Origin of the sequence: Arthrobacter sp. MAHUQ-56, from assembly GCF_019710585.1 — a bacterium.
Classification (GTDB): domain Bacteria; phylum Actinomycetota; class Actinomycetes; order Actinomycetales; family Micrococcaceae; genus Arthrobacter.
Window position 1 is genome coordinate 1 of sequence record NZ_JAIFZQ010000006.1, and the last position, 24830, is coordinate 24830.

Genomic DNA, 24830 nt, shown 5'->3' on the forward strand with positions numbered 1-24830 from the left:
GAAACCAGCTAAAAAACCATGCCAACCACGGGGTGGCGGCACAGCAAATTCAACCAATTCATAAAAAATCGGTATCAACAAACATGGCACACTATTGAGTTCTCAAACAACAGACACATTCGAATATTCCCGAAACAAATTCAATTTCCTGAATTTATATTCCGTATTTCTTCGCTGCGATGTTTCAAGCTTATTTCATTCATATTCACTTTTGCAAATCCGCTTGTTTCAGCGAATTCGTCCGGTGGAATGAATCCGCCCAGCAAAATAAGAAGCAATTTCCATCATCCACGTCCTGCGTGGCAAAGAATTGCTTCTTATGAGTTGGGGGTTTGTCACCACTCAGCGGCGGCGACTCAGAAAACAATACACGCCCCCCGGCAGCCGCGCAAATCGGCCGCATGGGGGCGTGTATGTGGTACTGCGGGGCAACGCGCTAGGGAACCAGCACCTCAACGGTGGCCAGGTTCTTCTTCCCCCGCCGAAGGAGGAGGTACTGCCCATGCAGCAGTTCGGATTCGGAGATCACCGCTTCGGGATCGAGCACCTTTTCGTTGTTCACGTAGGCGCCGCCTTCACCCACAGTGCGCCGGGCTGCCGACTTGCTCTCCGAAAGCCCGGATGCGACCAGCAGGTCCACAATTCCCAGCTCGTCCACCTGGACGGTGGCGGACGGAAGCTCGGAAGTGGCGGCCTGCAGCGTGGGCTTGTCCAGCGCGGCAAGGTCGCCGTTTCCAAACAGGGCGGCCGAGGCCGCAATCACCTTTTCGGTCGCTTCCACGCCGTGCACCAGGGAGGTCACTTCAAAGGCAAGCTTCCGCTGGCCTTCGCGGGCGAACGGACGCTCGGCCACCGACACGGCGATCTCTTCGATCTCGGCACGGGTGAGGAAGGTGAAGACCTTGAGCCGGTCCACAACGTCGGCGTCGGCCGTGTTCAGCCAGAACTGGTAGAACGCGTAGGGACTGCACATGCCGGCGTCGAGCCAGATGGCGTTACCCTCGCTCTTGCCGAACTTGGTGCCGTCCGAGTTGGTGATCAGCGGGGTTCCCAGCGCGTGCACGCTCTTGCCCTCCACCTTGCGGATCAGCTCCGTTCCGCTGGTCAAGTTGCCCCACTGGTCCGAGCCGCCTGTCTGCAGGACGCAGCCGTAGTCGCGGTAGAGCTGCAGGTAGTCCATACCTTGCAGGATCTGGTAGCTGAACTCGGTGTAGCTGATGCCTTCGTCGGAGTTAAGGCGGGAGGCGACGGCGTCCTTGCGCAGCATGGTGCCCACGCGGAAGTGCTTGCCGACCTCGCGCAGGAAGTCGATGGCGCTCAGCGGAGCCGTCCAGTCGAGGTTGTTGACGATCCGGGCGGCGTTGTCGCCCTCGAAGCTGAGGAAGCGGCTGACCTGCGCCTGCAGGTAGCCAACCCACTCGGCCACGGTGTCCTTGGTGTTCAGCGTGCGTTCGGCGGTGGGGCGCGGGTCACCGATCATGCCGGTGGAACCGCCCACGAGCCCCAGCGGCTTGTGCCCGGCAAGCTGAAGCCGCCGCATCACGAGCAACTGGACCAAGTTGCCCAGGTGGAGGCTCGGAGCGGTGGGATCGAAGCCGCAATAGTACGTGACCGGCCCGTCGGCGAGGAGCTTTTCGAGCTCCGCTTCGTCGGTGGAGACATGGACCAGGCCACGCCACTTCAACTCCTGCCAGACATTGGCAAAAGTGGGGTCGTTGCGCTGCGGTTCGAGGATGTTCAGTTCTGGCACGCCTTCTAAGTTAGCAGGATCGCGCCGGGTCAGCGGGCGATGCCTTCGGGTACCGGTTCGGCAGCGATCAGCCGCAGCCGCTGGGTGGGCCGGGTCATGGCAACATAGAGGTCCCCGACCTTGCCATGCCGGTGGTTGAGCATCATGGACGGCTCCAGCACCACCACACCGTCGAACTCCAGGCCCTTAGCCTCACGGGGGCTGATGACCACGATGTCCTGCTCGTAGCTGCCGGCCCCGGTGCCGATCCGGCGGCCGTAGGCGGCGCGGAGCGCTGCGGTGGCTTCCGGCAGCAGGTCACCGTCGGCAATCACGGCGAGCAGGCCGCCGTCGAGCGCCTCCAACTCCTCCGGCAGGACCTCGACAAGGCGGCTGACCACGGCGCCGGGCGCCACTTCGTCAATGATGGGCGACCAGCGGCCCTCCCGGACCGCCTTGGGCGCGGAAACCACCAGGCCGGCCGCGTTGGCCATGCGGACCGCGGCTTCGGCGATCTGCGAGGGCGTGCGGTAGTTGACGGTCAGCTCCTCCAGCTGCCAGCGGTCGCCGAACATCGGGGCGAGGGCGCCCTGCCACGAGTTCGCCCCGGCCACCGAGCTGGTCTGGGCGATGTCGCCCACGATCGTGAAGGATTTCAGGGGGCAACGCCGGACCAGGAGCCGCCACTGCATGGGGGAAAGCTCCTGCGCCTCGTCAACCACGATGTGCCCGAAGGCCCACGTGCGATCGCTCGTTGCCCGTTCGGCAGCCGTCTGCCGGGCGAGCCGTTCCTGGTTCTGCTCCACCAGGTCCTCCGCGCTCATGAGCGCGTCCACACCGGCAGCCTCCATGTTGACGAGGGTCTGCTTCGCGTTCGCCAGGTCCCGGGCACGGTCGTGCTCCTGCTGCGCCAGCCCGCGTCCGGCGGCGGGGTCCAGCTCGCCCAGCAGCTCGGCGGCCTCATCCAGCAGCGGGACGTCGGATTCAGTCCATGGCGCGCCGGCCGGGCGCAGCAGCAGCGCACGCTCGGCGGGGGTGAGGTTGGGGGTGCAGAATTCCAGCACTTCCGGCTTGCTGAAGAGGTCGGAGATCAGCTTCTCCGGCGTCATCGGCATCCAGCACAGGTTCAGCGCAATCCGCACGTCGCGCGCTGTCCGGACGTCCTCGGCAAGATAGGAACGATCGGCGTTGTTACCGATGTTCCCGGCCTCGACGAGTTCGGTCATCTGCTCCGTCAGTTCGCGGAGCAGGATCTTGACGAACGTCACGCGGGCCTCGTTGTACGGCTTGCCGGTGGAACGCGCGCGTTCCCTGGCACGCCGGACCTGCTTGGGCGTGAGGGTCAGCTTACGGCCGTCCACCTCGAGGATCCGGTTCCGGGCCGGAACACGCATCCGGTTGGAGACCGCGTTGGCCACAATGGCGGCCATCTCCAGCTTGCCCTTCAACGCGGCAACGTCCGCATCGGTTTCCGGGACGGCCTGGATGCCGGGCATGAGCCGGCCAAGGCTCGCCATGACCACGCCGGTCTCGCCCAGGGACGGCAGCACCCGTTCGATGTATTTCATGAACGACGACGACGGGCCCACCAGCAGCACGCCTGCACTCTTGAGGCGGTCACGGTGGGTGTAGAGCAGGTAGGCGGCGCGGTGCAGCGCCACAGCGGTCTTGCCGGTGCCGGGTCCGCCCTGCACCACGACGGCGCCGGAGATGGAGGACCGGATGATCCGGTCCTGCTCCGACTGGATGGTGCTGACGATGTCCGACATGCGGCCGGTCCGCTTGGAGTTCAGCGCCGCCAGCAGGGCCCCTTCGCCCTGCAGCGATTCGTCATCGGTGAGCATGGCGGCGTCCAAGACATCGTCCTCGATGGCCTTGACGTCCCGTCCCTGCAGGATCAGGTGCCGGCGGCGGCGCACGCCCTGCCGGTCGAAGGCGGTGGCCTGGTAGAAGTGCCCGGCTTCGGGCGCCCGCCAGTCAACCATCAGCCGCTGCAGGTCTTCGGTGGTCAGGCCGATCCGGCCGATGTACTGCGCTTCGCCGGAGTCCAGGTCCAGGCGGCCGAACACCAGGCGGTCGTCCACGGCGTCCAGCTGCGCCAGGCGGTCCTCGTACAGTGCGGCGAACGCGTCACGTTCCGAAACGTTCTGCATGGTGCCCACGGCTCCGGCCCGGCGGACCTGCGCCAGCTGGCGGCGCTTTTCCTCGCGGAGCTCTTCCAGCCGGGCATACAGGCCGGCTACATACTCCCGTTCGTGAGCCAATTCGGCGTCGTGCATCAACGTTCCCCTATCGCGAAAGACAGACCGTCCATTCTACAACCATTTCGATTAACGCTGGTCAAATGTGGCGGTGCCCGGCGGCGCGTCCGCTGCCTGGCGGCGGACCCGCGGCTTCGCTGCCTTGTACTTCGACACAGTGGGGTCGCCCGCGAGCCAGAACCGCCAGGCGTACTGCTCCGATCCCCCGGCCCCCGCCACGCCCACCCGGGGGCCGGAACTGACGGGACCGCCGGGGACGGCCGGAAGCTCCAGCCTGAAGGGTGGGGCCAGCGCGTCGCGTCCGCTGTCCGCCGTCGTAAGTCCCAGCGCCTTGGCCAGGCGGGCCGGGCCGCTGGCGAGGTCGGCGGAATTCTTCGACGTGGGCCGCCGCCGCTGCGCCAGCTCCAGCCCGTCCACGATCTCGCCTGCGCGCAGCAGGAGCGCGGACGCCACGCCCGCCGGGCCGCACACGATGTTGGTGCAGTGATGCATTCCGTAGGTGAAGTAGACGTAGAGGTGCCCGGCGGGGCCGAACATGGGAGCGTTGCGCGGTGTGGGGCCACGGTAGGTGTGCGAACCCGGGTCGGGGTGCAGGGAATCCTCGGGCCCAAGGTAGGCCTCTATCTCCGTGAGCCGTACGGAGACGGCACCGTCCCGGGATTCATGGGTCAGCACGGCGCCCAACAGCAGTGGGGCAAGCTGGCGGGCGTCTCCCGAGAGGAAGTCCCGCAGTTCCATTCCGGCAGGCAAGGCGCTGTGGTTCATTGATTGACCTTACCCGGCTGGCACGGCTTTCATCCGCGCCATGAAGCGGCCGGCCACTGGTTGCCGCCGCGCCACGGCCATGTCCGATTTCCGCTAGAAGCAGCTCCCGTGGGCTGGCAGGATTGGGGCATGGACTTCTGGCAGCGCTACCGGGCCATCGACGCCCGCGATCCCCGCTTCGACGGCCAGTTCTACACCGCGGTACGTACCACCGGGATCTACTGCCGGCCATCGTGCCCCGCACGGACCCCCAAGGCATCTAACGTCACGTTCTACGAGACATCCGCCGCCGCCCACGACGCCGGATACCGCGCCTGCAAGCGGTGCCTGCCCGAGGCCGTGCCGGGCACGCCGGCCTGGAACGTGCGGCAGGACATCGCCGGGCGCGCCATGCGGCTGATCAATGATGGCGTCATCAACCGGGACGGTGTGGAAGGCCTCGCTGCCCGGCTTGGCTACTCTCCCCGCCAGCTGAACCGGATCCTGACCCAGGAACTCGGTGCCGGCCCCCTGTCGCTGGCCCGCGCGGGCAGGGCCCAAACCGCGCGAACGCTGCTGGTGTCCACCCCGATGAAGCTGGCGGACATCGCCTTTGCCGCCGGTTTCAACAGCGTGCGGCAGTTCAACGACACCATCGCCGAGGTGTTCGGCATGACGCCTACCGCACTCCGCGGCACAGCCCCGCTTCACGGCGCGGGAACGCACCGGAAGGACGGGGGCTCCAGTACATCGCTGGTGCTCAGCCTGCCGTACCGGGAACCCTTCGACCCCGGAATCTTCTCCTTTCTGGCTGTCCGTGCGATCCCCGGGATCGAGGAAGGTACGCCCACCTCTTACGCGCGCACCCTGCGGCTCCCCCACGGCGACGCCCGGTTCCGGGTGGAGTACGACGACGGCGCCCGGGGGCGGCCCCTGACCCTCACTGTCGGCGCGGTGGATCTCCGTGACCTTCCCGCGCTGCTCAGCCGGATCCGCAGGCTCTTCGACCTGGACGCCGATCCGGCAGCCATTGACGCCGTGCTGGCAGCCGACAGCCGCCTGGCCCCCTCGGTCGCCCAGGCCCCGGGCATGAGGATGCCCGGAGCCCTGGATCCGCAGGAGCTGCTGGTCCGTGCCATGGTGGGGCAGCAGATCACGGTGGCGGCGGCACGGACGGCCCTGACCCAGCTGGCCGCGGCCGGCAGTCCCAGCAGTACCCCCGGAGACGGGCTGGACCGGCTGTTTCCTGCCCCGGCCGAAATCGCTGCCGCGGGACACCTGCTGCGCGGTCCCCGGCGGAGGACGGAGTCGCTGCTGCAGGCTGCGGCCGCCATGGCGTCAGGCCGGCTCGACTTCGGGTACGGCAATGACCTGCCTGGCCTCACGGCCGCGCTGCTGCCCCTGCCGGGGGTGGGTCCCTGGACCGTAGGGTACGTGGCCATGCGTGTCCTGGGCGCCCCTGACATCTTCCTCGCCAACGACGCCGCGGTCCGGAACGGCGTCCGCGCCCTCGATAATGGGGAGCACGCCTTCAGCCCGGACTTCCGTGAAGCCAGCCCGTGGCGTTCCTACGCCACCATGCACCTCTGGCGGGCAGCGGCACGGCCCCCAGCGGCACGGCCTGGCAAGACCTCCGTAACCACCATTCCCGCGAAAGGGATGCCATGAAAGCGCAACTGTTGGAAATGTCCACCCCTGACGGGCCGTTCACCATCCTCGCCCGGGGCGGCGTGGTCCTGGCCTCGGGCTGGACGGCAAGCCTGGCGGACCTGACCGGGCAGGTCCATCCCGGCCTGCGCCCGGACGCTGTTGAAGAGGTGCGGGACCTGGCCAGCATCTCGTCCGCCGTCGAAGCCTTCTACTCGGGAGATCCGGTCCCGGCCATGGCCGTGCCCGTCCTCCAGCAGTCCGGGCCGTTCCGCGCCCACGCCTGGGAGGTCCTGCGGGAGGTTAAGCCCGGGTTTCCGGTCACGTACAGCGAATACGCGGCCCTGGCAGGGAACCCCCGGGCCGTCCGGGCCGCTGCCAGTGCCTGCGCCTTCAACGCGGCCGCCCTCTTCGTCCCCTGCCATCGCGTGATCCGCACCGACGGCTCCCTGGGCGGCTTCCGGTGGGGCCTGCGGGTCAAGGAAAGCCTGCTGGCCCGCGAAGCTGCCTAACCCTATTTGGCAGCAGGCATGGCGGAAGGCCAGGGCAGCAGTTCGGGAAGGTCGGTGCTGTCGCCGGCCGCGGAGGCGCGCAGGCTGTCCAGTGATGGTTCGCGTCCGGCGAGCCACGCGGCAATGTCCGTCACCATGCCGCTGACGACGACGGTGCTGCCGCCGGCACCGAGGGTCAGCGGCGGAAGGGCAACGGGCTGCAGCACGAACCGGGCGGATGCCGGAACACGGGCGGCCAGGAAATCGAAGAGGTGCGAGCAGAACTGGCCGCTCCAGGTTTCCGGTCCCCTGCCCGTGGCCAGGTCGGAGGTGTGGATGACGAGTTCCCTCCAGAGCGCCAGCCCCGCGTCGAAAATCACGCCATTGCGGAATGCGATGGGCGTCTGCCATTCGTCCGCTTCCAGCGCATCAAAGGCTGCCAGCGCCCGCTGCAGCGCGGCATCCACGTCCTCCCGGTGCTGCGCAAGGCGGTGCCCGGCGGCGAGATCGATGGCGCGGTTGCGTCCTTCCATGCCGCCGTCGTACAGCTCCACTGTCTGGCCGTTCCGGCCGTACTCCACCTGGCGCGCCAAGGCATTGCAGATGCCGGCAAGGTGGGCCAGCACATGCCCGCGGCTCCAGCCCGGCAGGCTGGATGGTGCGGCAGCGCCGTCGGCGGGGATGCGGTCCAGCTCGGCGGCCAGGGCATCGGCAGCCTTGTGCAGTTCAGCCAGCAGGGCGGCAGGAGTTGGAGAGGTCATGCGGCCAGCCTAGCCGAGTGGTCAGTCCAGTGGGCTTCCGTCCGGCCCGACACGGTGCCGGACGTGGTCGCCGTCGTTGCTGGCCTGCCAGAACTCGATTTCGGTGGGCCGCAGGGCGTAGAGCTGCCAGTTCGGATTGTCACTGCCGTCGGCGCGGGGCCGCTCGTGCCAGTCGACGGCGGATGCTTCTGTGGAGAGTTCAACCACCGTGCCCACCACCCGCACCTGGCGGCCCAGGCGGGCCCAGTAGAAGTTCATCGCTGCCCTCGGCAACTCCGCCAGTTCCCGGCCCTTGCGGGACGTACGGGACGTGGCGAAGTGCCAGCCGTCGTCGTCAATGTTCTTCAGGATCAGCATCCGGGAGGACGGTTGCGGACCGTCACCGGAAGCTGCGCCCACCGTGGCAAGGCTGAAGGCGTGCGGCTGCTGCTCCCCCGCGTCCAGCGCCTCATCAAGCCACTGCTTGAAGAGCAGGGCGGGCTCCTGCGGCGCTTTCTCCGGGTCGAAAGCGGGCAGGCCGGAGGGGAAGTCGGGAAGGGTGCGAAGGAACTTGCGGAAGGTTTCGCTCATGGAGCCAGCCTAACCACAGACGCAAAGGGCCCCGCGGATATCCGCGGAGCCCCTGAACCCTGCTGGTTACTTTGCGTACTCCCTGACGCCGGCAAGCTCGCCTTCCAGCGCTGCCAGCTGGCGTTCGACGGCGGCCGGTGCCGTGCCGCCCTGGGAGTTGCGGCTGTTCAGGGATCCCTCGGTGGACAGGACCGTGCGGACCTCGGGGGTGAGGTGCTCCGAGATCGCCGCATATTCCTCGTCCGTGAGGTCCCACAGCTCCACGCCGCGGGACTCGGCCTGCTTGACGGCGGCGCCGGACAGCTCGTGCGCCTCGCGGAACGGCACGCCCTGGCGGACCAGCCACTCGGCGATGTCCGTGGCCAGCGCGAAGCCCTGCGGGGCCAGCGACTCCATCCGTTCGGTGTTGAACGTCAGGGTGGCGATCATGCCGGACACGGCCGGGAGCAGCAGCTCCAGGGTGTCGGCGGCGTCGAACACCGGTTCCTTGTCCTCCTGCAGGTCGCGGTTGTACGCCAGCGGCAGGCCCTTGAGCGTGGCCAGCAGCCCGGTCAGGTTGCCGATCAGCCTTCCGGCCTTCCCGCGGGCGAGCTCCGCCACGTCCGGGTTCTTCTTCTGCGGCATGATCGAGGACCCTGTGGAGTACGAGTCGTGCAGCGTGACGAAGGAGAACTCCTTGGTGGCCCAGAAGATGACTTCCTCGGAGATCCGGGACAGGTCCACGCCGATCATGGAACAGACCCAGGCGAACTCGGCGAAGACGTCGCGGGACGCGGTGCCGTCGATCGAGTTGTGCACGGCGGAGTAGAACCCAAGGTCTGCAGCCACCGCTTCCGGGTCGAGGCCGAGCGAGGACCCGGCCAGCGCGCCGGAGCCGTAGGGTGAAACCCCTGCCCGCTTGTCCCAGTCCTGAAGGCGCTGCACGTCGCGCAGCAGCGCCCAGGCGTGGGCCAGCAGGTGGTGGCTGAGCAGGACCGGCTGGGCATGCTGCAGGTGGGTACGGCCCGGCATGGCCACGCCGTGGTGGGCCTTGGCCTGCTCCACCAGCGCGTCAACGGTGTCCAGGACCCCGCGGGCGATGATCCGGGCGTGGTCGCGCAGGAACATGCGGCCCAGCGTGGCTACTTGGTCGTTGCGGGACCGGCCGGCGCGGAGCTTTCCGCCCAGCTGGGCGCCGGCCCGCTCGATCAGCCCGCGCTCCAAGGAGCCATGCACGTCCTCATCCGACTCCGCCGGCAGGTAGGCGCCGGAAGCCACATCCTCGTCCAGCCGGGTGAGGGCGGCAAGCATGCCTTCGAGCTCGGCATCGTCCAGCAGCCCGGCCTTGTGCAGCACGCGGGCGTGCGCCTTGGAACCGGCGATGTCGTAGCGCGCCAGCCGCCAGTCGAAGTGCGTGGACTTGCTCAGGGCCGCGAGGGCGTCGGCGGGGCCGCCGGCGAACCGGCCGCCCCACAGCGCACCTGTGTTCGTAGCCTCCAGTTTTTGCTCAGCCACAGGGGCTACTTCCCTGCGACCCGGATGTCGCGGCCGGAGGCAACCTTGGCGGACATGCCCCACAGCTCAATGAAGCCGCGGGCCATGGACTGGTCGAAGGTGTCGCCGGTGTCGTAGGTGGCCAGCGAGAAGTCGTACAGCGAGGTGTCGGAGCGGCGGCCGTTGACGATGGCCTGGCCACCGTGCAGGGTCATGCGGATGTCACCGGAGACGTATTTCTGGGTGTCCTCGATGAAGGCGTCCAGCGAACGCTTGAGCGGGGAGAACCACTGTCCGTCGTACACCAGCTCGGCCCAGCGCTGGCCGACGGTGGCCTTGAAGCGGGCCTGCTCGCGCTCGATGGTGACGTCCTCGAGGTGCTTGTGGGCGGTGATCAGCGCCATGGCACCCGGGGCTTCGTAGATCTCGCGGGACTTGATGCCCACCAGGCGGTCCTCGACGACGTCGATGCGGCCCACGCCCTGGGCGCCGGCGCGGCGGTTGAGTTCCTTGATGGCCTGCAGCGGGGTGACCTTGACGCCGTCGATCGCCACGGGAACGCCTGCTTCGAAGGAGATGATGACTTCGTCCGGTGCCGGCGGGAACTCCGGGGTGGCGGTGTAGTCGTAGATGTCCTTGGTGGGGGCGTTCCAGATGTCCTCGAGGTAGCCCGTTTCCACGGCGCGGCCCCAGACGTTCTGGTCGATCGAGTACGGGTTCTTCTTGGTGGTCTCGATGGGCAGGCCCTTTTCCTCGGCGAAGGCGATGGCCTTGTCACGGGTGAGGGCGAGGTCGCGGACGGGTGCGATGCACTTCAGGTCCGGGCCGAGGGTCTGGATGCCCACTTCGAAGCGGACCTGGTCGTTGCCCTTGCCGGTGCAGCCGTGGGCCACGGTGGTGGCGCCGAATTCGCGGGCAGCCTTGACCAGGTGCTTGACGATGACGGGGCGGGAGATGGCGGACACCAGCGGGTAGTGGCCCTGGTAGAGGGCGTTGGCCTTCAGCGTAGGCACGCAGTACTCGTTGGCGAACTCGTCCGAGGCGTCGGCCACGTAGGCCTCAACGGCGCCGCAGCCCAGCGCGCGCTGGCGGATGGTCTCCAGCGATTCCCCGCCCTGTCCGACGTCGACCGCCACGGCGATGACCTCGGCGCCGGTGGCTTCACCGATCCAGCCGATGGCTACGGACGTGTCCAGGCCGCCTGAGTAGGCCAGCACGATGCGTTCAGTCACTTTGCATGCTCCTTGTTGGGGATTGTTGTGTTTGTCTTCAAGCTTATTGCCCGGCCTCTTCAGCCAGTTGCAGGAAGCGGGCGGCCAGGTCCGGTCCGCCCAGCGGATCGCGGGACACCAGCAGCACGGTGTCGTCGCCGGCGATGGTGCCCAGGATGGACGGCATCACCGAATGGTCGATCGCCAGGGCCAGGAAGTTCGCGGCGCCGGGCGGGGTGCGCAGCACCACGAGGTTGGCCGAGGCCTCCGCGGTCACCAGCAGTTCGCTGCACAGCCGTGCGAGGCGGGCGTCCAGGATTTCCTGGGTGACCCCGCTTTTGGCGGCACGTTCGCCGCCTTCGCCGGGCACCGCGTAGACCAGGACGCCCTCCTTGCCGCGCACACGCACGGCGCCCAGTTCCACCAGGTCGCGGGACAGTGTGGCCTGGGTGACCTGTACACCGTCGTCCGCGAGCAGCGCCGCCAGCTCCGCCTGCGACCGGACGGACTGCCCGGTGAGGATCGCGGTGATGCGCGCCTGCCGGGCTGTCTTGGTGGCCGGGCTGGAGCCCGCCACCGACGGGTTGGTGGACACTAGAACGTGCTCTCCCCGGTGCCTTCGACCGGTGCGAGGCCCTCGACGAAGGCCAGGCCGGACTGGTGCATCAGCCATGCCATCAGCGCCTTCTGCGCGTGCAGCCGGTTTTCCGCTTCGTCCCACACGACGGACTGGGGGCCGTCGATGACATCGGCGGAAATTTCGTAGCCACGGTAGGCGGGCAGGCAGTGGAGCACGACGGCGTCATCCGCAGCGAGTGCCATGGCATCCGAGTCGACGGAGTAGTCCCGGAACAGCTGCATCCGGGCTTCCTTTTCGGTTTCCTGGCCCATGGACACCCAGGTGTCGGTGGCGACGACGTCCGCGCCCTGCAGCGCTTCCTTGGCGTCGGTGGTGATGAGCACGGAGCCGCCGGTTTCGGCGGCGCGCTCCCCGGCCGCCGCCACGATGTCCGCGGCCGGGAGGTAGCCTTCCGGTCCGGCAATACGGACGTGCATCCCGGCCGTGACGCCTGCCAGCAGATACGAGTTGGCCATGTTGTTGGCGGCATCACCGAGGTAGCTCATGGTCAGGCCCTTGAGCCCGCCCTTGTGCTCCTTCACGGTGAGCAGGTCGGCGAGGAGCTGGCACGGGTGGTAGTCGTCGCACAGGGCGTTGATGACCGGCACCTTCGAGTTCTCCGCCATGGCCACCAGGCCGGCGTGCGCACCGGTGCGCCACACGATGGTGGACACCATGCGCTCGAGGACCCTGGCGGTGTCCTCCACTGATTCCTTGTGGCCGATCTGTGCCTCGCCCGGGTTGATGACCAGGGCGTTGCCTCCCATGTCGGCGATGCCGGTGGCAAAGGATACCCGGGTGCGGGTGGAGGTCTTGTCGAAGATCACGGCTACGGTCTTGCGGCCGCTGCCTTCGGCGGCGAACGGCTGGACACTGTAGGGGGCGGCCTTCATGCGGGCAGCGAGCTCCAGGACCTCGGCCTGCTCGGCGGGCGTAAGGTCGGTGTCCTTGAGGAAGTGCCGGGTGGTTGCGGAAGTCACTGGGCGTCCTTTGCTGCTTGGAGGATTGCCGGGAAGGCGGCAAGGAAGGTGTCGGCCAGTGCCGTGGTGAGGATCAGGGGTGGGGCAAGGCGGATGGTGCGCGGGCCCGGGCTGTTGACGATGAACCCGGCGTCCAGGGCGGCCTGCACCACTGCCGGAGCGACCTCCGCGTCCAGGTCGAAGCCGATCAGGAGGCCTTCCCCGCGGACTTCGGTGACTCCCGGGATCGCGGCCAGCGCCGAGCGCAGGTGCTCCCCCACGGCCTTGACGTTCGCAAGCACATTCTGGCTTTCCAGGGCGTGCAGCGTGGCGAGGGCGGCCGCCGTCGCCACCGGGTTGCCGCCAAAGGTGGTGCCGTGCTGGCCCGCGGACAACAGCGACGACGTCTGCTGACCGAACGTGATCAGGGCGCCGATGGGGAACCCACCACCGAGGCCCTTGGCCAGCGTAATGGCGTCGGGGACGATGCCTGCGTCCTCGCTCGCGAGCCACTTGCCGGTGCGGCCGATGCCGGTCTGGACCTCGTCCAGGATCAGCAGGGCGCCGGCCTTGCTGGTGGCATCCCGCGCGGCCTTGAGGTAGCCCAGGGGCAGCGGCCTGACGCCGGCTTCGCCCTGGATGGGCTCCAGGAAGACGGCAGCCACCGTTTCATCCACGGCAGCCTCCAGCGCGGCGATGTCGCCGAACGGGATGTGCACCACTCCGCCGGGCAGCGGCTCGAAGGGGGTGCGGTAGGCTTCCTTGGCCGTGAGGGCCAGCGCCCCCATCGTGCGGCCGTGGAACGCGCCTTCAAGGGCAATGATTTTGGTCCGTTTGGCGGCGCTGCCACCCGTGTTGCGGCGGGCCAGCTTGAACGCGGCCTCGTTCGCCTCGGTGCCGGAGTTGCTGAAGAAGACCTTCGAGCCGGCGGGCGCCTTGGCAAGCTCAAGCAGCTTCTCGGCAAGGGCCACCTGCGTGGGGCTGGTGAAGAAGTTGGAGACATGGCCCAGGGTGGCCAGTTGGCTGGAGATGACCGACGTCACGAAGGGGTGGGCGTGGCCCAGGGCGTTGACGGCGATGCCGCCCAGCAGGTCCAGGTATTCCTTGCCGTCGGCGTCCCACACCAGGCACCCGGCGCCGCGCACCAGGACACGCTGCGGGGTGCCGAACACGCCCATCAGCGAAGAGGAGTAGCGGGACAACCACTCGGAGCCGGCGTGGCCTGTGGTTTCCACCAGCTCGGTCACCGGGGTAGCGGCCGGCTCAACCACCGGGGTGTTCTTGTTCATCCGTTGATCTCCTCGTCCGGGACAACCTGGGTGCCGATGCCCGCTGTCGTGAATGTTTCAAGAAGCATCGAGTGGGGCAGGCGCCCGTCCACGATGTGCGCGCGTTCCACTCCCTCGTCGATGGCCTTCAGGCAGGCGGCCATCTTGGGGATCATGCCCGATTCGAGCCGGGGCAGCATGTCCCGCAGCTCGGAGGCCGTAAGGGAGGAAATCAGGGACGACTTGTCCGGCCAGTTGGCGTAGAGGCCTTCGACGTCGGTCAGGATCACCAGTTTGGAGGCGCCCAGCGCGGAGGCGACGGCGGCCGCAGCGGTGTCGGCGTTGACGTTCAGGACCTGCCCGGTGGCCTGGAACTGTGCCGCATCGGCGGCATTGGCAGGGTCAACGATCTCGGGGGCGACTGTGGAGATGACCGGTATGCGGCCGGCCTCGAGGATGTCCATGATGCCGGTGGGGTCGACGCCGACCACCTCGCCTACCAGCCCCAGGTCCACCTCTTCGCCGTCCACCACGGTCCCGGTCCGCACGGCGCGGAGCAGGCCGCCGTCTTCACCCGACATACCCACCGCGTAGGGGCCGTGGGAATTGATCAGGCCCACCAGTTCCCGGCCCACCTGCCCGGTAAGGACCATCCGGACCACGTCCATGGCTTCCGGCGTGGTGACGCGCAGGCCGCCCTTGAACTCGGATTCGATGCCGAGCCGGCCCAGCATCGAGTTGATCTGCGGGCCGCCGCCGTGGACCACCACGGGGTGGATGCCCACGTGGTGCAGGAACACGATGTCCTCGGCGAAGGCACGGCGGAGATCGTCGTTGACCATCGCGTTGCCGCCGTACTTGATCACCATGATGCTGCCGGCGAACCGCTGGATCCAGGGCAGGGCCTCGATCAGGGTAGCCGCCTTGTCCTGGGCGTCGGACATGCTGGTGGTTTCACGCGTCTGGGTGTTCATGCTGTCACTTTCCGCAGCGGGCGCCTGGCCCGCCGCCCGGCCTAGCTGGAGTAGGCGCTGTTTTCGTGGACGTAGTCGTGGGTGAGGTCGTTCGTCCAGATCGTGGCTTCGGCGTTGCCTGCCTGCAGGTCGATCTCCACGTGGACCTCGCGCGGCTCCAGGTCCACCAGGCCGCGGTCGTCACCGATGCTGCCGTTGCGGCAGATCTGGACCCCGTTCATGGCAACGTTGAGCTTGTCCGGCTCGAAGGCGGCGTCGGTAGTGCCCACTGCCGACAGGACGCGGCCCCAGTTGGGGTCCTTGCCGAAGATGGCGGCCTTGAACAGGTTGGACCGGGCTACGGCGCGGCTGACTGTTTCGGCATCCGCTTCGCTGGCCGCGTTGAACGTGCGGATGGCGATGTCATGGCTGGCGCCCTCGGCGTCCGCGATCAGTTTCCGTGCCAGCTCGGCGCAGACCTGGGTCAGCCCGGTACCGAAGGCCTCGGCGGAGGGCACGGCGCCGGAGGCGCCGGAGGCCAGCAGGACCACGGTGTCGTTGGTGGACATGCAGCCGTCGGAATCGGCGCGGTCAAACGTGACGCGCGTGGCGTCGCGCAGGACGACGTCGAGCATTTCGGATTCAACTGCGGCGTCGGTGGTGAGGACCACCAGCATCGTTGCCAGGCCGGGGGCCAGCATTCCGGCGCCTTTGGCGATGCCGCCGATGCTGAACTCATTGCCGTCGGCGTCAGAGCCGATAAAGAGCGCAGACTTGGGCACGCTGTCCGTGGTCATGATGGCGGTGCCGGCATCCGGTCCGCCGTCGGTGCTCAGCGCGGCCGCCGCCGCCTCGACGCCGGGGAGGATCTTGTCCATCGGCAGTTGCTCGCCGATCAGGCCCGTGGAGCAGACAAAGACGTCGGTGGCAGAAATGCCCAGGACCTCGGCCACTTTTTCCGCTGTGCTGTGGGTGTTCTGGAAGCCGGTGGGTCCGGTGCAGGCGTTGGCTCCGCCGGAATTGAGGATGACGGCGTCCACGCGGCCGTCGGAGACCACCTGGCGGGACCAATGCACGGGGGCTGCTGCCACGCGGTTGCTGGTGAAGACGGCGGCGGCGGCCTTGGCAGGCCCGTCGTTGACGACCAGGGCGAGATCCGGGTTGCCCGAGGCCTTGAGTCCGGCGGTGATGCCGGCTGCCCGGAATCCCTGGGGTGTGGTGATGGTCACGGGGCTACTCCCTGCAGGTTGAGGCCGGCGGTTTCGGGCAGGCCGAGTGCGATGTTCATGGACTGCACGGCGCCGCCGGCAGTGCCCTTGGTGAGGTTGTCGATGACGCAGGTGACGATCAACCGTCCCGTGTGGGCGTCGTGCGCCAACTGCATGGCCGCATGGTTCGAGCCCACAACCGACTTGGTCGTCGGCCACTGTCCCTCCGGCAGCAGGTGCACGAACGGCTCGTCCTCGTAGGCCTCGGCCCAGGCCAACCGCAGCTGTGCGGTGGTGGTGCCGGCCTTCACCTTCGCAGTGGCGGTGGTAAGGATGCCCCGGCTCATCGGAGCAAGCGTGGGCGTAAAGGAAACGGTGACCTTCTCCCCCGCCGCGTTGGAAAGACCCTGCTCAATCTCCGGCGTGTGCCGGTGGCCCCCGCCCACGCCATAGGGGCTCATGGAGCCCATGACCTCGGAGCCGATCAGGTTAACCTTGGCGGCCTTGCCCGCACCCGAGGTGCCGGACGCGGAAACAATGACGACGTCGTGGGGTTCCAGCAGGTGGGCAGCGAACCCCGGGGTCAGGGCGAGGAGGGCGGACGTCGGGTAGCAGCCGGGAACGGCGATGCGCTTGGCGCCCTTGAGGGCCTCACGCTGGCCCGGCAACTCCGGAAGCCCATAGGGCCAGGTGCCGGCGTGGGCGGAGCCGTAGAACTTTTCCCAGGCAGCGGGGTCCTCAAGGCGGTGGTCGGCGCCGGCGTCGATCACTACTGTCCCTTCCGGCAGTTGGGCGGCGATTTCGGCGGAGGCACCGTGCGGCAGCGCGAGGAAGACGACATCGTGGCCCGACAGGTTCGCCACGGTTGTGTCTTCAAGGATGCGGCTGGCGAGTCCATGCAGGTGCGGCTGCAGCTCACCGAGGCGGGAACCTGCGTTGCTGTGGGCCGTGATGGCGCCGATGGTCACACCCGGATGGCCGGCCAGGAGGCGGAGGACCTCTCCCCCGGCGTAGCCGCTGGCACCGGAGACCGCAACAGAAATAGTCATGCACCCGACTATACAGCAATAGTTATGCATTAGCACCGATATTTATGCAGGCAAGGTGTTGCCGCCCGGAGTGTGGCCGGTACTTGTCCTGCCGCCGTAGGAAGTCCCTAGGATGGGTTCCGGCAGCCGGGCCGCAGAGGCGCCCGGGAAAGGAGAGCAATGACGCACGCAATCGTCGCACGGCAGGCAGGTGGACCGGAAGTCCTGGAGTACACCGAGGTTGAGCAGCCGGTTCCCGGCCCGGGCCAGCTGCTGTTCAGGGTCGGGGCGGCCGGGGTGAACTTCATCGATACCTACAAGCGCAGCGGCACCTATAAAGTGCCCTATCCATTCATCCCCGGGTCGGAGGCCGCGGGCACGGTGGAGGCCGTGGGTGAGGGCGTGACAGGCTTTTCCGTAGGCGACCGCCTGGCTACGGCGGAGGGTGTCAACTGCTACGCCGACTATGCGCTGGTGGACGAGGAGGCCGCGCTCCCCGTGCCGAAGGGCCTGGACGTCTTCACCGCCGCGGCCCTTCCCCTGCAGGGCATCACCGCGCACTACCTGATCAACTCAACCTTCAAGGTGGAGCCGGGGCACACCGTGCTGCTGCACGCCGGGGCGGGCGGAGTCGGGCTGCTGCTCATCCAGCTCCTCAAGGCCAAGGGTGCCCGGGTGGTCACCACGGTGTCCAACGATGAGAAGGAAGCCCTCGCCCTCGGAGCCGGGGCGGACCACGTGCTGCGCTACGAGGGTTTTCCGCATCACGTGCGCGAACTCACCAGCGGCAAGGGCGTGGACGTGGTGTACGACGGCGTAGGCCGCAACACCTTCGACGGTTCCCTCAGCGCCCTCGGCGTCCGGGGAATGCTGGTCCTTTTCGGAGCCGCGTCAGGCCCGGTACCGCCCTTCGACCCGCAGCGGCTCAATGCCGCGGGTTCGGTGTTCCTCACCCGCCCCACCATGGGCCACTACCTGCGGAACGCGGTTGAGCGGCGCTGGCGCTCGGACGAGGTCTTTGCTGCCGCCGCCAATGGCAGCCTGAACGTCCGGATCGGGGCCCGCTACCCCTTGAGCCAGGCAGCGCAGGCGCACCGCGACCTCGAAGGCCGCAAGACCACCGGCAAGGTCCTCCTGGTCCCCTGACCGGCTTAGCCTGAAGCGGCTTTAAAGACCGAAGTCCCCGCAACCATGACGGCTGCGGGGACTCCTTGTTGTGCCGGGGGACGCCTTGCTCAGCGCTGGACGGCGCCGAACCGTTCCGCGGCCAGGGCAACGGCGCTTTCGCGCGCTGCCGAAGCTTCGTCCGCCGTCAGGGTGCGGTCCGCGGCCCGGAAGCGAAGCCCGAAGGCCAGCGACTTCTTGCCCTCCTCGATGCCCTTGCCCGCATAGACGTCGAACAGCGCGACGTCCTCGAGCAGTTCGCCGGCGCCTTCGCGCAGCGCGGCGCGCACGTCGTCGGCCGGGACCTCGGCCGGGACCACCAAGGCCACGTCCTGGGTGGCCACGGGGAACGTGGAAATATGGCGGGCCACGATCACGTCCGGCGCAGCCTCGAACAGGGCGTCCGCGTCGATTTCAAGGGCGACGGTGCGGGCCGGCATGTCCGAAGCGGCGAGCAGCTTGGGGTGCAGTTCCCCTGCGTAGCCCACCACTTCCCCGGTGCGCAGCGCCAGCTGCGCCGTCCGCCCGGGGTGGAACGCCTGGTGGCTGCCCTGGCTGGCAACGAGGTCGACGCCGAGGATGTCGCCGGTGAGCCGGGCGACATCGAGCGCGTCAGCCCAGTCCCAGGCACGGGGCGTGTGCCCAGCGGCCGCCGGGGAATCGTGGCCGGTGAGGATGGCGGCGACGTGGAACGGCTGGGCGGGGACGCCGTCGAACAGTGCATCCAGCACCTCGTCGGCGGGCTTGGCACCCAGCGGCGGGATGGATGGAGTGCCCATGTTTTCGCCGGGCAGGAACACCAGGCCCGATTCGAACAGCGCCAGGTCGCGGAAGCCACGGGAGTGGTTCCGCTTGGCCACCTCGATCAGCCCCGGCAGGATGGAGGTGCGCAGGTAGCCGTGCTCCTCGCTGATCGGGTTGGCGAGCTTGACCGCGCTGCGCTCTGCACCCTGTTCAGCCACGCCAAAGGTGTCGTTGGCTGCTTTGGACACGAACGGGTAGGACAGCACCTCGGTGAGTCCGGCATCGGCCAGGGCCTGGATCAGGCGCCGGCGCTGCTGCTGGATGCGGGTGAGGCCGCGGCCCGGAGGCGCCACCGGCAGCGTGGCCGGAATCTTGTCGTAGCCCACCAGCCGGGCGATTTCCTCGGTGAGGTCTTCCTTGGTTTCCAGGTCGTTGCGCCAGCTCGGCGGCGTAACGGTCCAGCCGCCGTCGTGCTTCACCACAACGGCACCCAGGTCCTCAAGCGAGGTGACAATCTGCTCTTCGGTGAAGTCGATTCCGATGCGGGCGGCGGCGAAGCCGGCGGGCAGTTCTATGGTGATGGTTTCCGGAGCGGTGCCCACATCGGTCCCCGCGTCATCCGCCGTGCCACCGGCCAGCTCCACCAGGAGGTCCACCACGCGCTGCGCGGCAACGCCCGCCACCTGCCAGTCCACGCCGCGCTCGAAGCGCTTGGACGCTTCGGAGGGCAGCTTGTGCCGGCGGCGGGAACGGCCGATGGAGACCTCGTCGAAGTGCGCCGCTTCCACCAGGATGTTCGACGTCGAATCGCCCACCTCCGTTGCGGCGCCGCCCATCACGCCGGCGATCCCGATGGCACCGGAGTCGTCGGTGATGAGCAGGTCCTCGGCGTCAAGGGTGCGTTCCTTGCCGTCAAGCGTGGTGATCTTTTCCCCTGCCGCGGCGCGGCGCACCACGATGTCGCCGGAGAGCGTGTCCAGGTCGTAGCAGTGCGTGGGCTGGCCCAGTTCGAGCATGACGTAGTTGGAGATGTCCACCGGAAGGGAGATGGAACGGATGCCTGCCAGCCGGAGCCGGGAGACCATCCATGGCGGCGTCGGCTTCGTGGCGTCCACGCCGCGGACGGTGCGGGCAACGAAGCGGTCGCAGCCGGGCTTGCCGTAGATGGGCGCGTCGTCGTTGAGCTTGACGCCGTAGCCGCCGGAAAGCTCCGCCGGGGCCTGGACCTTGCTGGCCGGATCCGTGAAGGAGGTCCCCGTGGCGTGCGCGTATTCACGGGCCACCCCGCGGATGGAGAAGGCGTAGCCGCGGTCCGGGGTGACGTTGATTTCGGCGGCTTCGTCGTAGAGGCCCAGCAGTTCCATGGCGTCGGTGCCCACTTCGGGGTCCAGGCCGATGCGGGACAGCACCAGGATGCCGTCGTGGTCCTCGCCGATGCCCAGTTCGCGGACGGAGGCGATCATGCCGGCCGAAAGGTGGCCGTAGGTCTTGCGGGCGGAGATGTGGAAGTCGCCGGGAAGGACGGCGCCGGGCAGGGTGACCACTACCTTGTCGCCCTCCACGAAGTTGTGGGCGCCGCAGATGATGCCCTGGACGCCGGAGGGGTCGATGCCCTTGCCGGTGAGCTTCTGCTCCTGGCCTTCGGGGACAACACGCACCTGGCACCAGTTGATGGTTTTGCCGTTGGTCTGCGGTTCCTTGACCAGGCTGAGGACCTGGCCCACCACGATGGGACCGCGGAGGGTGTCCGTGGGACGGTGGACCGCCTCCTCCTCGAAACCGACCTTGACCAGCTCGGCCATGACGTCTTCGGCCGTTGCCTCGGCCGGTACTGCCGCGAATTCACGCAGCCAGGAAAGTGGGATACGCACTGTTAGATCTCCATCCCGAAGTGCTCGCTGAACCGTACATCGCCTTCGATCATGTCGCGCATGTCCCCCACCTCGTTGCGGAACATGAGGGTGCGCTCGATGCCCATGCCGAAGGCAAAGCCTGAATAGACGTCGGGGTCGATGCCCGCGGCCCGCAGGACGTTGGGATTGACCATGCCGCAGCCGCCCCATTCAATCCAGGCCGGGCCGCCCTTGGCGCCGGGGTGGAAGATGTCCAGTTCGGCGGAAGGCTCCGTGAACGGGAAGTAGTTGGGGCGGAGCCGGATCTGGGCTTCCTCGCCGAACATCTGGCGGGCGAAGTGTTCCAGGGTGCCGCGGAGGTCCGCCATGGACAGATCCTTGTCGATGGCGAGGCCTTCGAACTGGTGGAACACCGGCGTGTGCGTGGCGTCCAGTTCATCGGTGCGGAAGACCTTGCCGGGGCACAGCACATAGATCGGAACTTCGCGCTCCAGCATGGAGCGGACCTGCACCGGGGAGGTATGCGTGCGCATGAGCAGGTGGGCTTCGGGGGGCTCCACGAAGAAGGTGTCCTGCATTTCGCGGGCCGGGTGGTCCGGCTTGAAGTTCAGCGCGTCGAAGTTGAACCACTCGGATTCGACCTCCGGGCCTTCGGCGATTTCCCAGCCCATGCCCACGAAGATGTCCGCCACGCGGTCCTGCAGGGTGGACAACGGGTGCCGGGCGCCCGCCCGGCGGCGTCGGGGTGCCGCGGTGACGTCCACGGTTTCCTCAAGGAGGATCCGCGCGTCGTTTTCCGCCTCCAGGATGGCATTCCGTTCGGCGAGCGCCTTGTTGACCCGGCCGCGGGAGGCGCCCATCAGCTTACCTGCGAGCGCTTTCTGGTCCTTGGGCAACCGGCCGATCTCGCGGTTGGCAAGGCTGAGCGGCGACTTTTCGCCGGTGTGCGCCAGCCTCACCGCCTTCAGCTCGTCAAGGGTGGCCGCACCGTCGATGGCGGTGATGGCCTGGTCTACAGCGGCGTTGATGGCTGCCTCATCCGTGGGGTTCGGGATGGCGGCGCCCGGCAAAGTTTCAGTCATCTACTGTTCTTAGCTACGAGTCGTGGCTGCCGGCGGGCGGGGCAGCCGTGCGCGGTTTCCCGCCCGGCGCGTCCGTCGCTGGCAGGTCATGGATGAATGCCCTGAACGTCAGTGCATTCAATGACCAGGTCAGGGCTCGCCGGCAGGACCGGCGGCCACTGCCCTCCAGTCTAGTTGAAGCCTCCGGCTACCATGGCCTCATGACTTTGCGGCAGCGCCCGGACTCCCAGGCGTCCCCGACGGCGACCCGGCGGCTCAGGCAGGCAGCGAACCTGCTGAACGGAAGCACCCTGGCCGGACTCGCCGTCGCCCTCGCCGCTGGGGCGCGGATCACCCGCGGCCCGCACGGGCTGGTCATCGCCTCCGGTTACCGCTGGCGCCTGCCCTACGCCCATGCCTACACCCTGGGCAATGTGGTGCTCTGCCGCGGGGCCGCCGACGACCTCTTGTCCCGTCCCGCGCTCCTGGGCCACGAGGAGAAGCACTGCAGCCAGTACGCATGGTGCCTGGGCCTGCCCTTCATCCCGCTGTACCTGCTCGCCGCCGGGTGGTCTGTCCTCCGCGCCGGAAATCCCGGGACGGCAAATGTCTTCGAACGCCGGGCAGGCCTGGCGGCGGGTGGCTACCCGGTCCATGCGGGAAGGAAGTCCTGATGGAGAGCGTCTCCGGGAACCAGGGAACAGTCACCGTCACCGGGACGGGATGGGCCGAAGCGCCCCCCGATCTGATGTTGGCGGCGATGGGCGTCGAATGCCGCGCCGGGTCGGCGGAGGAATCTTACTCTGCCGCTGGAACCAGCATGCAGGCCCTCACCTCCGCCCTCCGCAGCCGGGGCGTGGTCGGAGCTGATATCCGCACCGCCAACCTCACCGTCCGCGCCGACCTCGCCTGGCGCGACGGCGAAGGCCAGCAGGTGGTGGGTTACGTCGCCGCGAGCACCCTCTCGGTCAGGCTGCGCAACATCGCCCAGGCGCCCGGCCTCATCTCGGAAGCTGTGGGCGCTTCCGGTGATGCGGCCCGGTTGAACAACCTGCAGCTGGTGGTTTCCGACGACTCCTCCGTACGTGCGCGGGCCCGGGAGTCCGCCTGGCAGGACGCGCTCCGCACGGCCGAACAGTTTGCCGCCCTGGCCTCGGCCACCCTGGGCCGGGTGCTGTCGGTGGCGGAGCAGCGGCCCGCGCCGGGACCGGTTCCCCTCGGCGGGATACAGCGGGCAGCAGCAGTGGAAAGCCTGCCTGTGGAGCCTGGCGAAAACCGGGTGGACGCTGCAGTCACGGTCGTTTGGGAACTGCGGTACTAGCGGGCCCGAGGCGCGCGCCGGCCTTGACTTCCATTCGAACATGTTTTCGAATGGAACCCATGAGATGGGAAGCACAAGCCCTGGTCCAGGATCCCGGCACGGCGGAGGGTCCTGCTGCGGCGCTGCTTCCGCTGTCAGGGCTGCTCCGCTCCGTCACCACCCCGGAGTTTGCCGGCATCACCTTCCATGAGGTCACCGCCAAGTCAGTGCTCAACAAGGTGCCCGCAGGATCACGGATGCCGTTCGAGTGGACCGTCAATCCCTACCGCGGCTGCAGCCACGCCTGTGTCTACTGCTTCGCCCGTAAGACGCACACCTACCTCGATTTCGACGCCGGACTGGACTTCGACAGCCAGGTGGTGGTCAAGGTCAACGCCGGGGAGGTGCTCCGGAAGGAACTGGCCAAGCCGTCCTGGACGCGGCAGCAGGTGGCGCTTGGCACCAACACCGACCCCTACCAGCGGGCCGAGGGAAGGTACCGGCTGATGCCGGGAATCATCTCCGCCCTGGCCGACTCCGGAACTCCCCTGTCCATCCTGACCAAGGGAACCCTGCTCGCGCGGGACATCCCGCTGCTCAAGAGTGCTGCCACCCAGGTTCCCGTGGGCCTGGGAATCTCCCTGGCAATGACGGACGAAGCCCTCTCCGAAGCCATCGAGCCCGGCACCCCGGGGCCGCGCGCGCGGCTCAAGCTCGTCTCGCGGCTGCGTGAGGCGGGCCTTCCCTGCGGCGTCATGGCGATGCCCATCCTGCCGTGGCTTTCGGACAGCGACGAAGCCCTGGATGCCCTCTTCGGCTCGCTGGCGGCAGCCGGTGCAACCGGGGTCAGCGCAGGCGCCCTCTACCTGAAGCCCGGTACGCGTGAGTGGTTCATGAAGTGGATCGCAGCACACCACCCGGAACTCGCGGGCCGCTACCGGCGCCTCTACGGGACCGGATCCTACGCCTCCAAGGAGTACCGCACGTGGCTGGCCGGCAAGGTCCGCTACTTCAAGGCGCGCCATGGTTTTGCCCATTCTGCCGGGTTCAGCCACCGGAACCTGGACGATCCCCGGGCCGAGGAGGCGGAGTACCCTGCCGGAGTCATTCCCGCAGGAGGTGGCGCCGGCGCAGCTTTCCCGGCGTCCGTGCCACCGGTGCAGGACTCCCTGTTCTAGGTGGTCCGGTTCACCGGGGCTGGCGGAGCGGGGCGGCCACCGATTCCAGCAGCGCCTGGACAATCGGATAGTCGGCGGGGATCCAGGGCAGGCCCAGGACGGCAGTGCTGTCCCGCAGGTCCACCCAGCGGAGTTCATCGTGGTCCTCAAGGGGCAGCGGCTCGCCCCCGGTGATCCCGGCAAACCAGACGCGCATGCTGGCCCTGTCATTCAGGGGCCAGCCGTTGTCCGTTCCGGAAGGCAGCTCCGGGCCGAGCCGGACTCCAATTCCCAGCTCCTCCGCAAGCTCGCGGACCAGCGCAGCCTCGGGCTCCTCGCCGGGCTCCACCTTCCCGCCAGGGAACTCCCACAGCCCCGCCAAGTGCTCCGGCGCGCTCCGCCTGGCCACCAGCAGTGCTGCCGGATCCGCCAGGCTGTCCACAACGGCTCCGCCCACCACCTGTATCAGTCCAGTCACCGCCCCATTCTATGGGCGACAATGGAATGTCCCGGAACACCCTCCCCTCCGTGGGACCGTCCTCGCCCGCAGGTCAGCGGACGCGTCGGGACCTTCTGCCCCACTGCCGTGGCAGCCGCCCCGTTTTCAGTTCCAGCAGTCGAAAAGCAGG

The 24830-nt window shown here is 68.0% G+C and carries 22 protein-coding genes; 6 read left to right on the forward strand and 16 right to left on the reverse strand.

The features are described from left to right. Positions 1-436: 436 nt before the first annotated feature. The 3 genes from tyrS to K4G53_RS03255 are packed head-to-tail and all read right to left on the reverse strand — an operon-like array spanning position 437 to position 4755. Complete coding sequence (gene tyrS, locus K4G53_RS03245; protein WP_221384075.1) at positions 437-1750, reverse strand: tyrosine--tRNA ligase; 1314 nt, start codon at positions 1748-1750, stop codon at positions 437-439. 29 nt (positions 1751-1779) lie between these two features. Continuing rightward, positions 1780-4008 (reverse strand): AAA family ATPase, encoded by a 2229-nt coding sequence (locus tag K4G53_RS03250; protein ID WP_221384076.1) that lies wholly within the window; start codon positions 4006-4008, stop codon positions 1780-1782. A gap of 51 nt (positions 4009-4059) precedes the next feature. Beyond that, the gene (locus K4G53_RS03255) at positions 4060-4755 is read right to left on the reverse strand and encodes a DNA-3-methyladenine glycosylase (RefSeq protein ID WP_221384077.1); all 696 of its coding nucleotides are present in this window, start codon (positions 4753-4755) and stop codon (positions 4060-4062) included. A gap of 129 nt (positions 4756-4884) precedes the next feature. Here K4G53_RS03255 and K4G53_RS03260 point away from each other — a divergent pair, with 129 nt between their 5' ends. Both K4G53_RS03260 and K4G53_RS03265 read left to right on the forward strand, forming a co-directional pair. Further along, positions 4885-6402, forward strand: a complete 1518-nt coding sequence (locus tag K4G53_RS03260) for an AlkA N-terminal domain-containing protein (RefSeq protein ID WP_221384078.1) — start codon at positions 4885-4887, stop codon at positions 6400-6402. Then, positions 6399-6893, forward strand: coding sequence for a methylated-DNA--[protein]-cysteine S-methyltransferase (locus K4G53_RS03265; RefSeq protein ID WP_221384079.1), 495 nt, complete (start codon positions 6399-6401; stop codon positions 6891-6893). Before K4G53_RS03260 ends, K4G53_RS03265 begins: the two co-directional genes overlap by 4 nt. A 2-nt stretch (positions 6894-6895) precedes the next feature. Here the strand turns inward: K4G53_RS03265 and K4G53_RS03270 are convergent, their stop codons facing one another. From K4G53_RS03270 to argC, 10 genes are all read right to left on the reverse strand, one after another. Next, positions 6896-7633, reverse strand: coding sequence for a maleylpyruvate isomerase family mycothiol-dependent enzyme (locus tag K4G53_RS03270; protein ID WP_221384080.1), 738 nt, complete (start codon positions 7631-7633; stop codon positions 6896-6898). A gap of 21 nt (positions 7634-7654) precedes the next feature. Then, positions 7655-8203, reverse strand: coding sequence for a pyridoxal 5'-phosphate synthase (locus K4G53_RS03275; RefSeq protein WP_221384081.1), 549 nt, complete (start codon positions 8201-8203; stop codon positions 7655-7657). A 66-nt stretch (positions 8204-8269) separates the two neighbouring features. Continuing rightward, a complete protein-coding gene (gene argH / locus K4G53_RS03280) occupies positions 8270-9697 on the reverse strand; it encodes an argininosuccinate lyase (RefSeq protein ID WP_221384082.1) in 1428 nt (475 codons plus the stop codon). A 5-nt stretch (positions 9698-9702) separates the two neighbouring features. Continuing rightward, complete coding sequence (locus K4G53_RS03285; protein WP_221384083.1) at positions 9703-10908, reverse strand: argininosuccinate synthase; 1206 nt, start codon at positions 10906-10908, stop codon at positions 9703-9705. A 43-nt stretch (positions 10909-10951) separates the two neighbouring features. Further along, positions 10952-11482 carry an arginine repressor gene (locus K4G53_RS03290; protein WP_221384084.1) on the reverse strand — a complete coding sequence of 177 codons (531 nt, stop codon included), beginning with the start codon at positions 11480-11482 and terminating at the stop codon, positions 10952-10954. Then, entirely contained in the window at positions 11482-12486 is a 1005-nt protein-coding gene (gene argF / locus K4G53_RS03295) for an ornithine carbamoyltransferase (RefSeq protein ID WP_221384085.1), read from the reverse strand. The genes K4G53_RS03290 and argF overlap by 1 nt, the downstream gene beginning before the upstream one ends. Then, positions 12483-13754 carry an acetylornithine transaminase gene (locus K4G53_RS03300; protein ID WP_221384086.1) on the reverse strand — a complete coding sequence of 424 codons (1272 nt, stop codon included), beginning with the start codon at positions 13752-13754 and terminating at the stop codon, positions 12483-12485. The genes argF and K4G53_RS03300 overlap by 4 nt, the downstream gene beginning before the upstream one ends. Further along, a complete protein-coding gene (gene argB, locus K4G53_RS03305) occupies positions 13751-14707 on the reverse strand; it encodes an acetylglutamate kinase (protein WP_221384087.1) in 957 nt (318 codons plus the stop codon). The genes K4G53_RS03300 and argB overlap by 4 nt, the downstream gene beginning before the upstream one ends. 41 nt (positions 14708-14748) lie before the next feature. Continuing rightward, entirely contained in the window at positions 14749-15915 is a 1167-nt protein-coding gene (gene argJ / locus K4G53_RS03310; protein WP_221384088.1) for a bifunctional glutamate N-acetyltransferase/amino-acid acetyltransferase ArgJ, read from the reverse strand. After that, complete coding sequence (argC, locus tag K4G53_RS03315; protein ID WP_221384089.1) at positions 15912-16943, reverse strand: N-acetyl-gamma-glutamyl-phosphate reductase; 1032 nt, start codon at positions 16941-16943, stop codon at positions 15912-15914. Before argC ends, argJ begins: the two co-directional genes overlap by 4 nt. A 159-nt stretch (positions 16944-17102) precedes the next feature. On the opposite strand from argC, the gene K4G53_RS03320 reads away from it, so the two are divergent. Further along, positions 17103-18068, forward strand: a complete 966-nt coding sequence (locus tag K4G53_RS03320) for a quinone oxidoreductase (RefSeq protein WP_221384090.1) — start codon at positions 17103-17105, stop codon at positions 18066-18068. Between the two features lie 89 nt (positions 18069-18157). Here K4G53_RS03320 and pheT read toward each other — a convergent pair whose 3' ends face one another. Continuing rightward, complete coding sequence (gene pheT, locus K4G53_RS03325; protein WP_221384091.1) at positions 18158-20701, reverse strand: phenylalanine--tRNA ligase subunit beta; 2544 nt, start codon at positions 20699-20701, stop codon at positions 18158-18160. A gap of 2 nt (positions 20702-20703) precedes the next feature. Further along, positions 20704-21765 carry a phenylalanine--tRNA ligase subunit alpha gene (gene pheS, locus K4G53_RS03330; RefSeq protein ID WP_221384092.1) on the reverse strand — a complete coding sequence of 354 codons (1062 nt, stop codon included), beginning with the start codon at positions 21763-21765 and terminating at the stop codon, positions 20704-20706. A gap of 200 nt (positions 21766-21965) precedes the next feature. Here pheS and K4G53_RS03335 point away from each other — a divergent pair, with 200 nt between their 5' ends. Genes K4G53_RS03335 through K4G53_RS03345 form a run of 3 tightly spaced genes read left to right on the forward strand, consistent with a single transcriptional unit; the run spans position 21966 to position 24222 of the window. Further along, on the forward strand, positions 21966-22418 hold the full coding sequence (locus K4G53_RS03335) for a hypothetical protein (RefSeq protein ID WP_221384093.1): 453 nt from the start codon (positions 21966-21968) through the stop codon (positions 22416-22418). After that, on the forward strand, positions 22418-23065 hold the full coding sequence (locus K4G53_RS03340; RefSeq protein WP_221384094.1) for an SIMPL domain-containing protein: 648 nt from the start codon (positions 22418-22420) through the stop codon (positions 23063-23065). Before K4G53_RS03335 ends, K4G53_RS03340 begins: the two co-directional genes overlap by 1 nt. A 59-nt stretch (positions 23066-23124) precedes the next feature. Continuing rightward, positions 23125-24222, forward strand: a complete 1098-nt coding sequence (locus K4G53_RS03345) for an Rv2578c family radical SAM protein (protein ID WP_221384095.1) — start codon at positions 23125-23127, stop codon at positions 24220-24222. Positions 24223-24232: 10 nt separating this feature from the next. Here the strand turns inward: K4G53_RS03345 and K4G53_RS03350 are convergent, their stop codons facing one another. Beyond that, the gene (locus tag K4G53_RS03350; RefSeq protein ID WP_221384096.1) at positions 24233-24679 is read right to left on the reverse strand and encodes a (deoxy)nucleoside triphosphate pyrophosphohydrolase; all 447 of its coding nucleotides are present in this window, start codon (positions 24677-24679) and stop codon (positions 24233-24235) included. Positions 24680-24830: the final 151 nt, after the last annotated feature.

Excerpts from the sequence above, each read along its gene's own strand:
- K4G53_RS03250 (WP_221384076.1), bottom strand. The coding sequence starts at position 4,008 with ATGCACGACGCCGAATTGGCTCACGAACGGGAGTATGTAGCCGGCCTG.
- K4G53_RS03255 (WP_221384077.1), bottom strand. The coding sequence starts at position 4,755 with ATGAACCACAGCGCCTTGCCTGCCGGAATGGAACTGCGGGACTTCCTC.
- K4G53_RS03260 (WP_221384078.1), top strand. The coding sequence starts at position 4,885 with ATGGACTTCTGGCAGCGCTACCGGGCCATCGACGCCCGCGATCCCCGC.
- K4G53_RS03265 (WP_221384079.1), top strand. The coding sequence starts at position 6,399 with ATGAAAGCGCAACTGTTGGAAATGTCCACCCCTGACGGGCCGTTCACC.
- K4G53_RS03270 (WP_221384080.1), bottom strand. The coding sequence starts at position 7,633 with ATGACCTCTCCAACTCCTGCCGCCCTGCTGGCTGAACTGCACAAGGCT.
- K4G53_RS03275 (WP_221384081.1), bottom strand. The coding sequence starts at position 8,203 with ATGAGCGAAACCTTCCGCAAGTTCCTTCGCACCCTTCCCGACTTCCCC.
- K4G53_RS03300 (WP_221384086.1), bottom strand. The coding sequence starts at position 13,754 with ATGAACAAGAACACCCCGGTGGTTGAGCCGGCCGCTACCCCGGTGACC.
- argB (WP_221384087.1), bottom strand. The coding sequence starts at position 14,707 with ATGAACACCCAGACGCGTGAAACCACCAGCATGTCCGACGCCCAGGAC.
- argC (WP_221384089.1), bottom strand. The coding sequence starts at position 16,943 with ATGACTATTTCTGTTGCGGTCTCCGGTGCCAGCGGCTACGCCGGGGGA.
- K4G53_RS03320 (WP_221384090.1), top strand. The coding sequence starts at position 17,103 with ATGACGCACGCAATCGTCGCACGGCAGGCAGGTGGACCGGAAGTCCTG.
- pheS (WP_221384092.1), bottom strand. The coding sequence starts at position 21,765 with ATGACTGAAACTTTGCCGGGCGCCGCCATCCCGAACCCCACGGATGAG.
- K4G53_RS03335 (WP_221384093.1), top strand. The coding sequence starts at position 21,966 with ATGACTTTGCGGCAGCGCCCGGACTCCCAGGCGTCCCCGACGGCGACC.
- K4G53_RS03340 (WP_221384094.1), top strand. The coding sequence starts at position 22,418 with ATGGAGAGCGTCTCCGGGAACCAGGGAACAGTCACCGTCACCGGGACG.
- K4G53_RS03345 (WP_221384095.1), top strand. The coding sequence starts at position 23,125 with ATGAGATGGGAAGCACAAGCCCTGGTCCAGGATCCCGGCACGGCGGAG.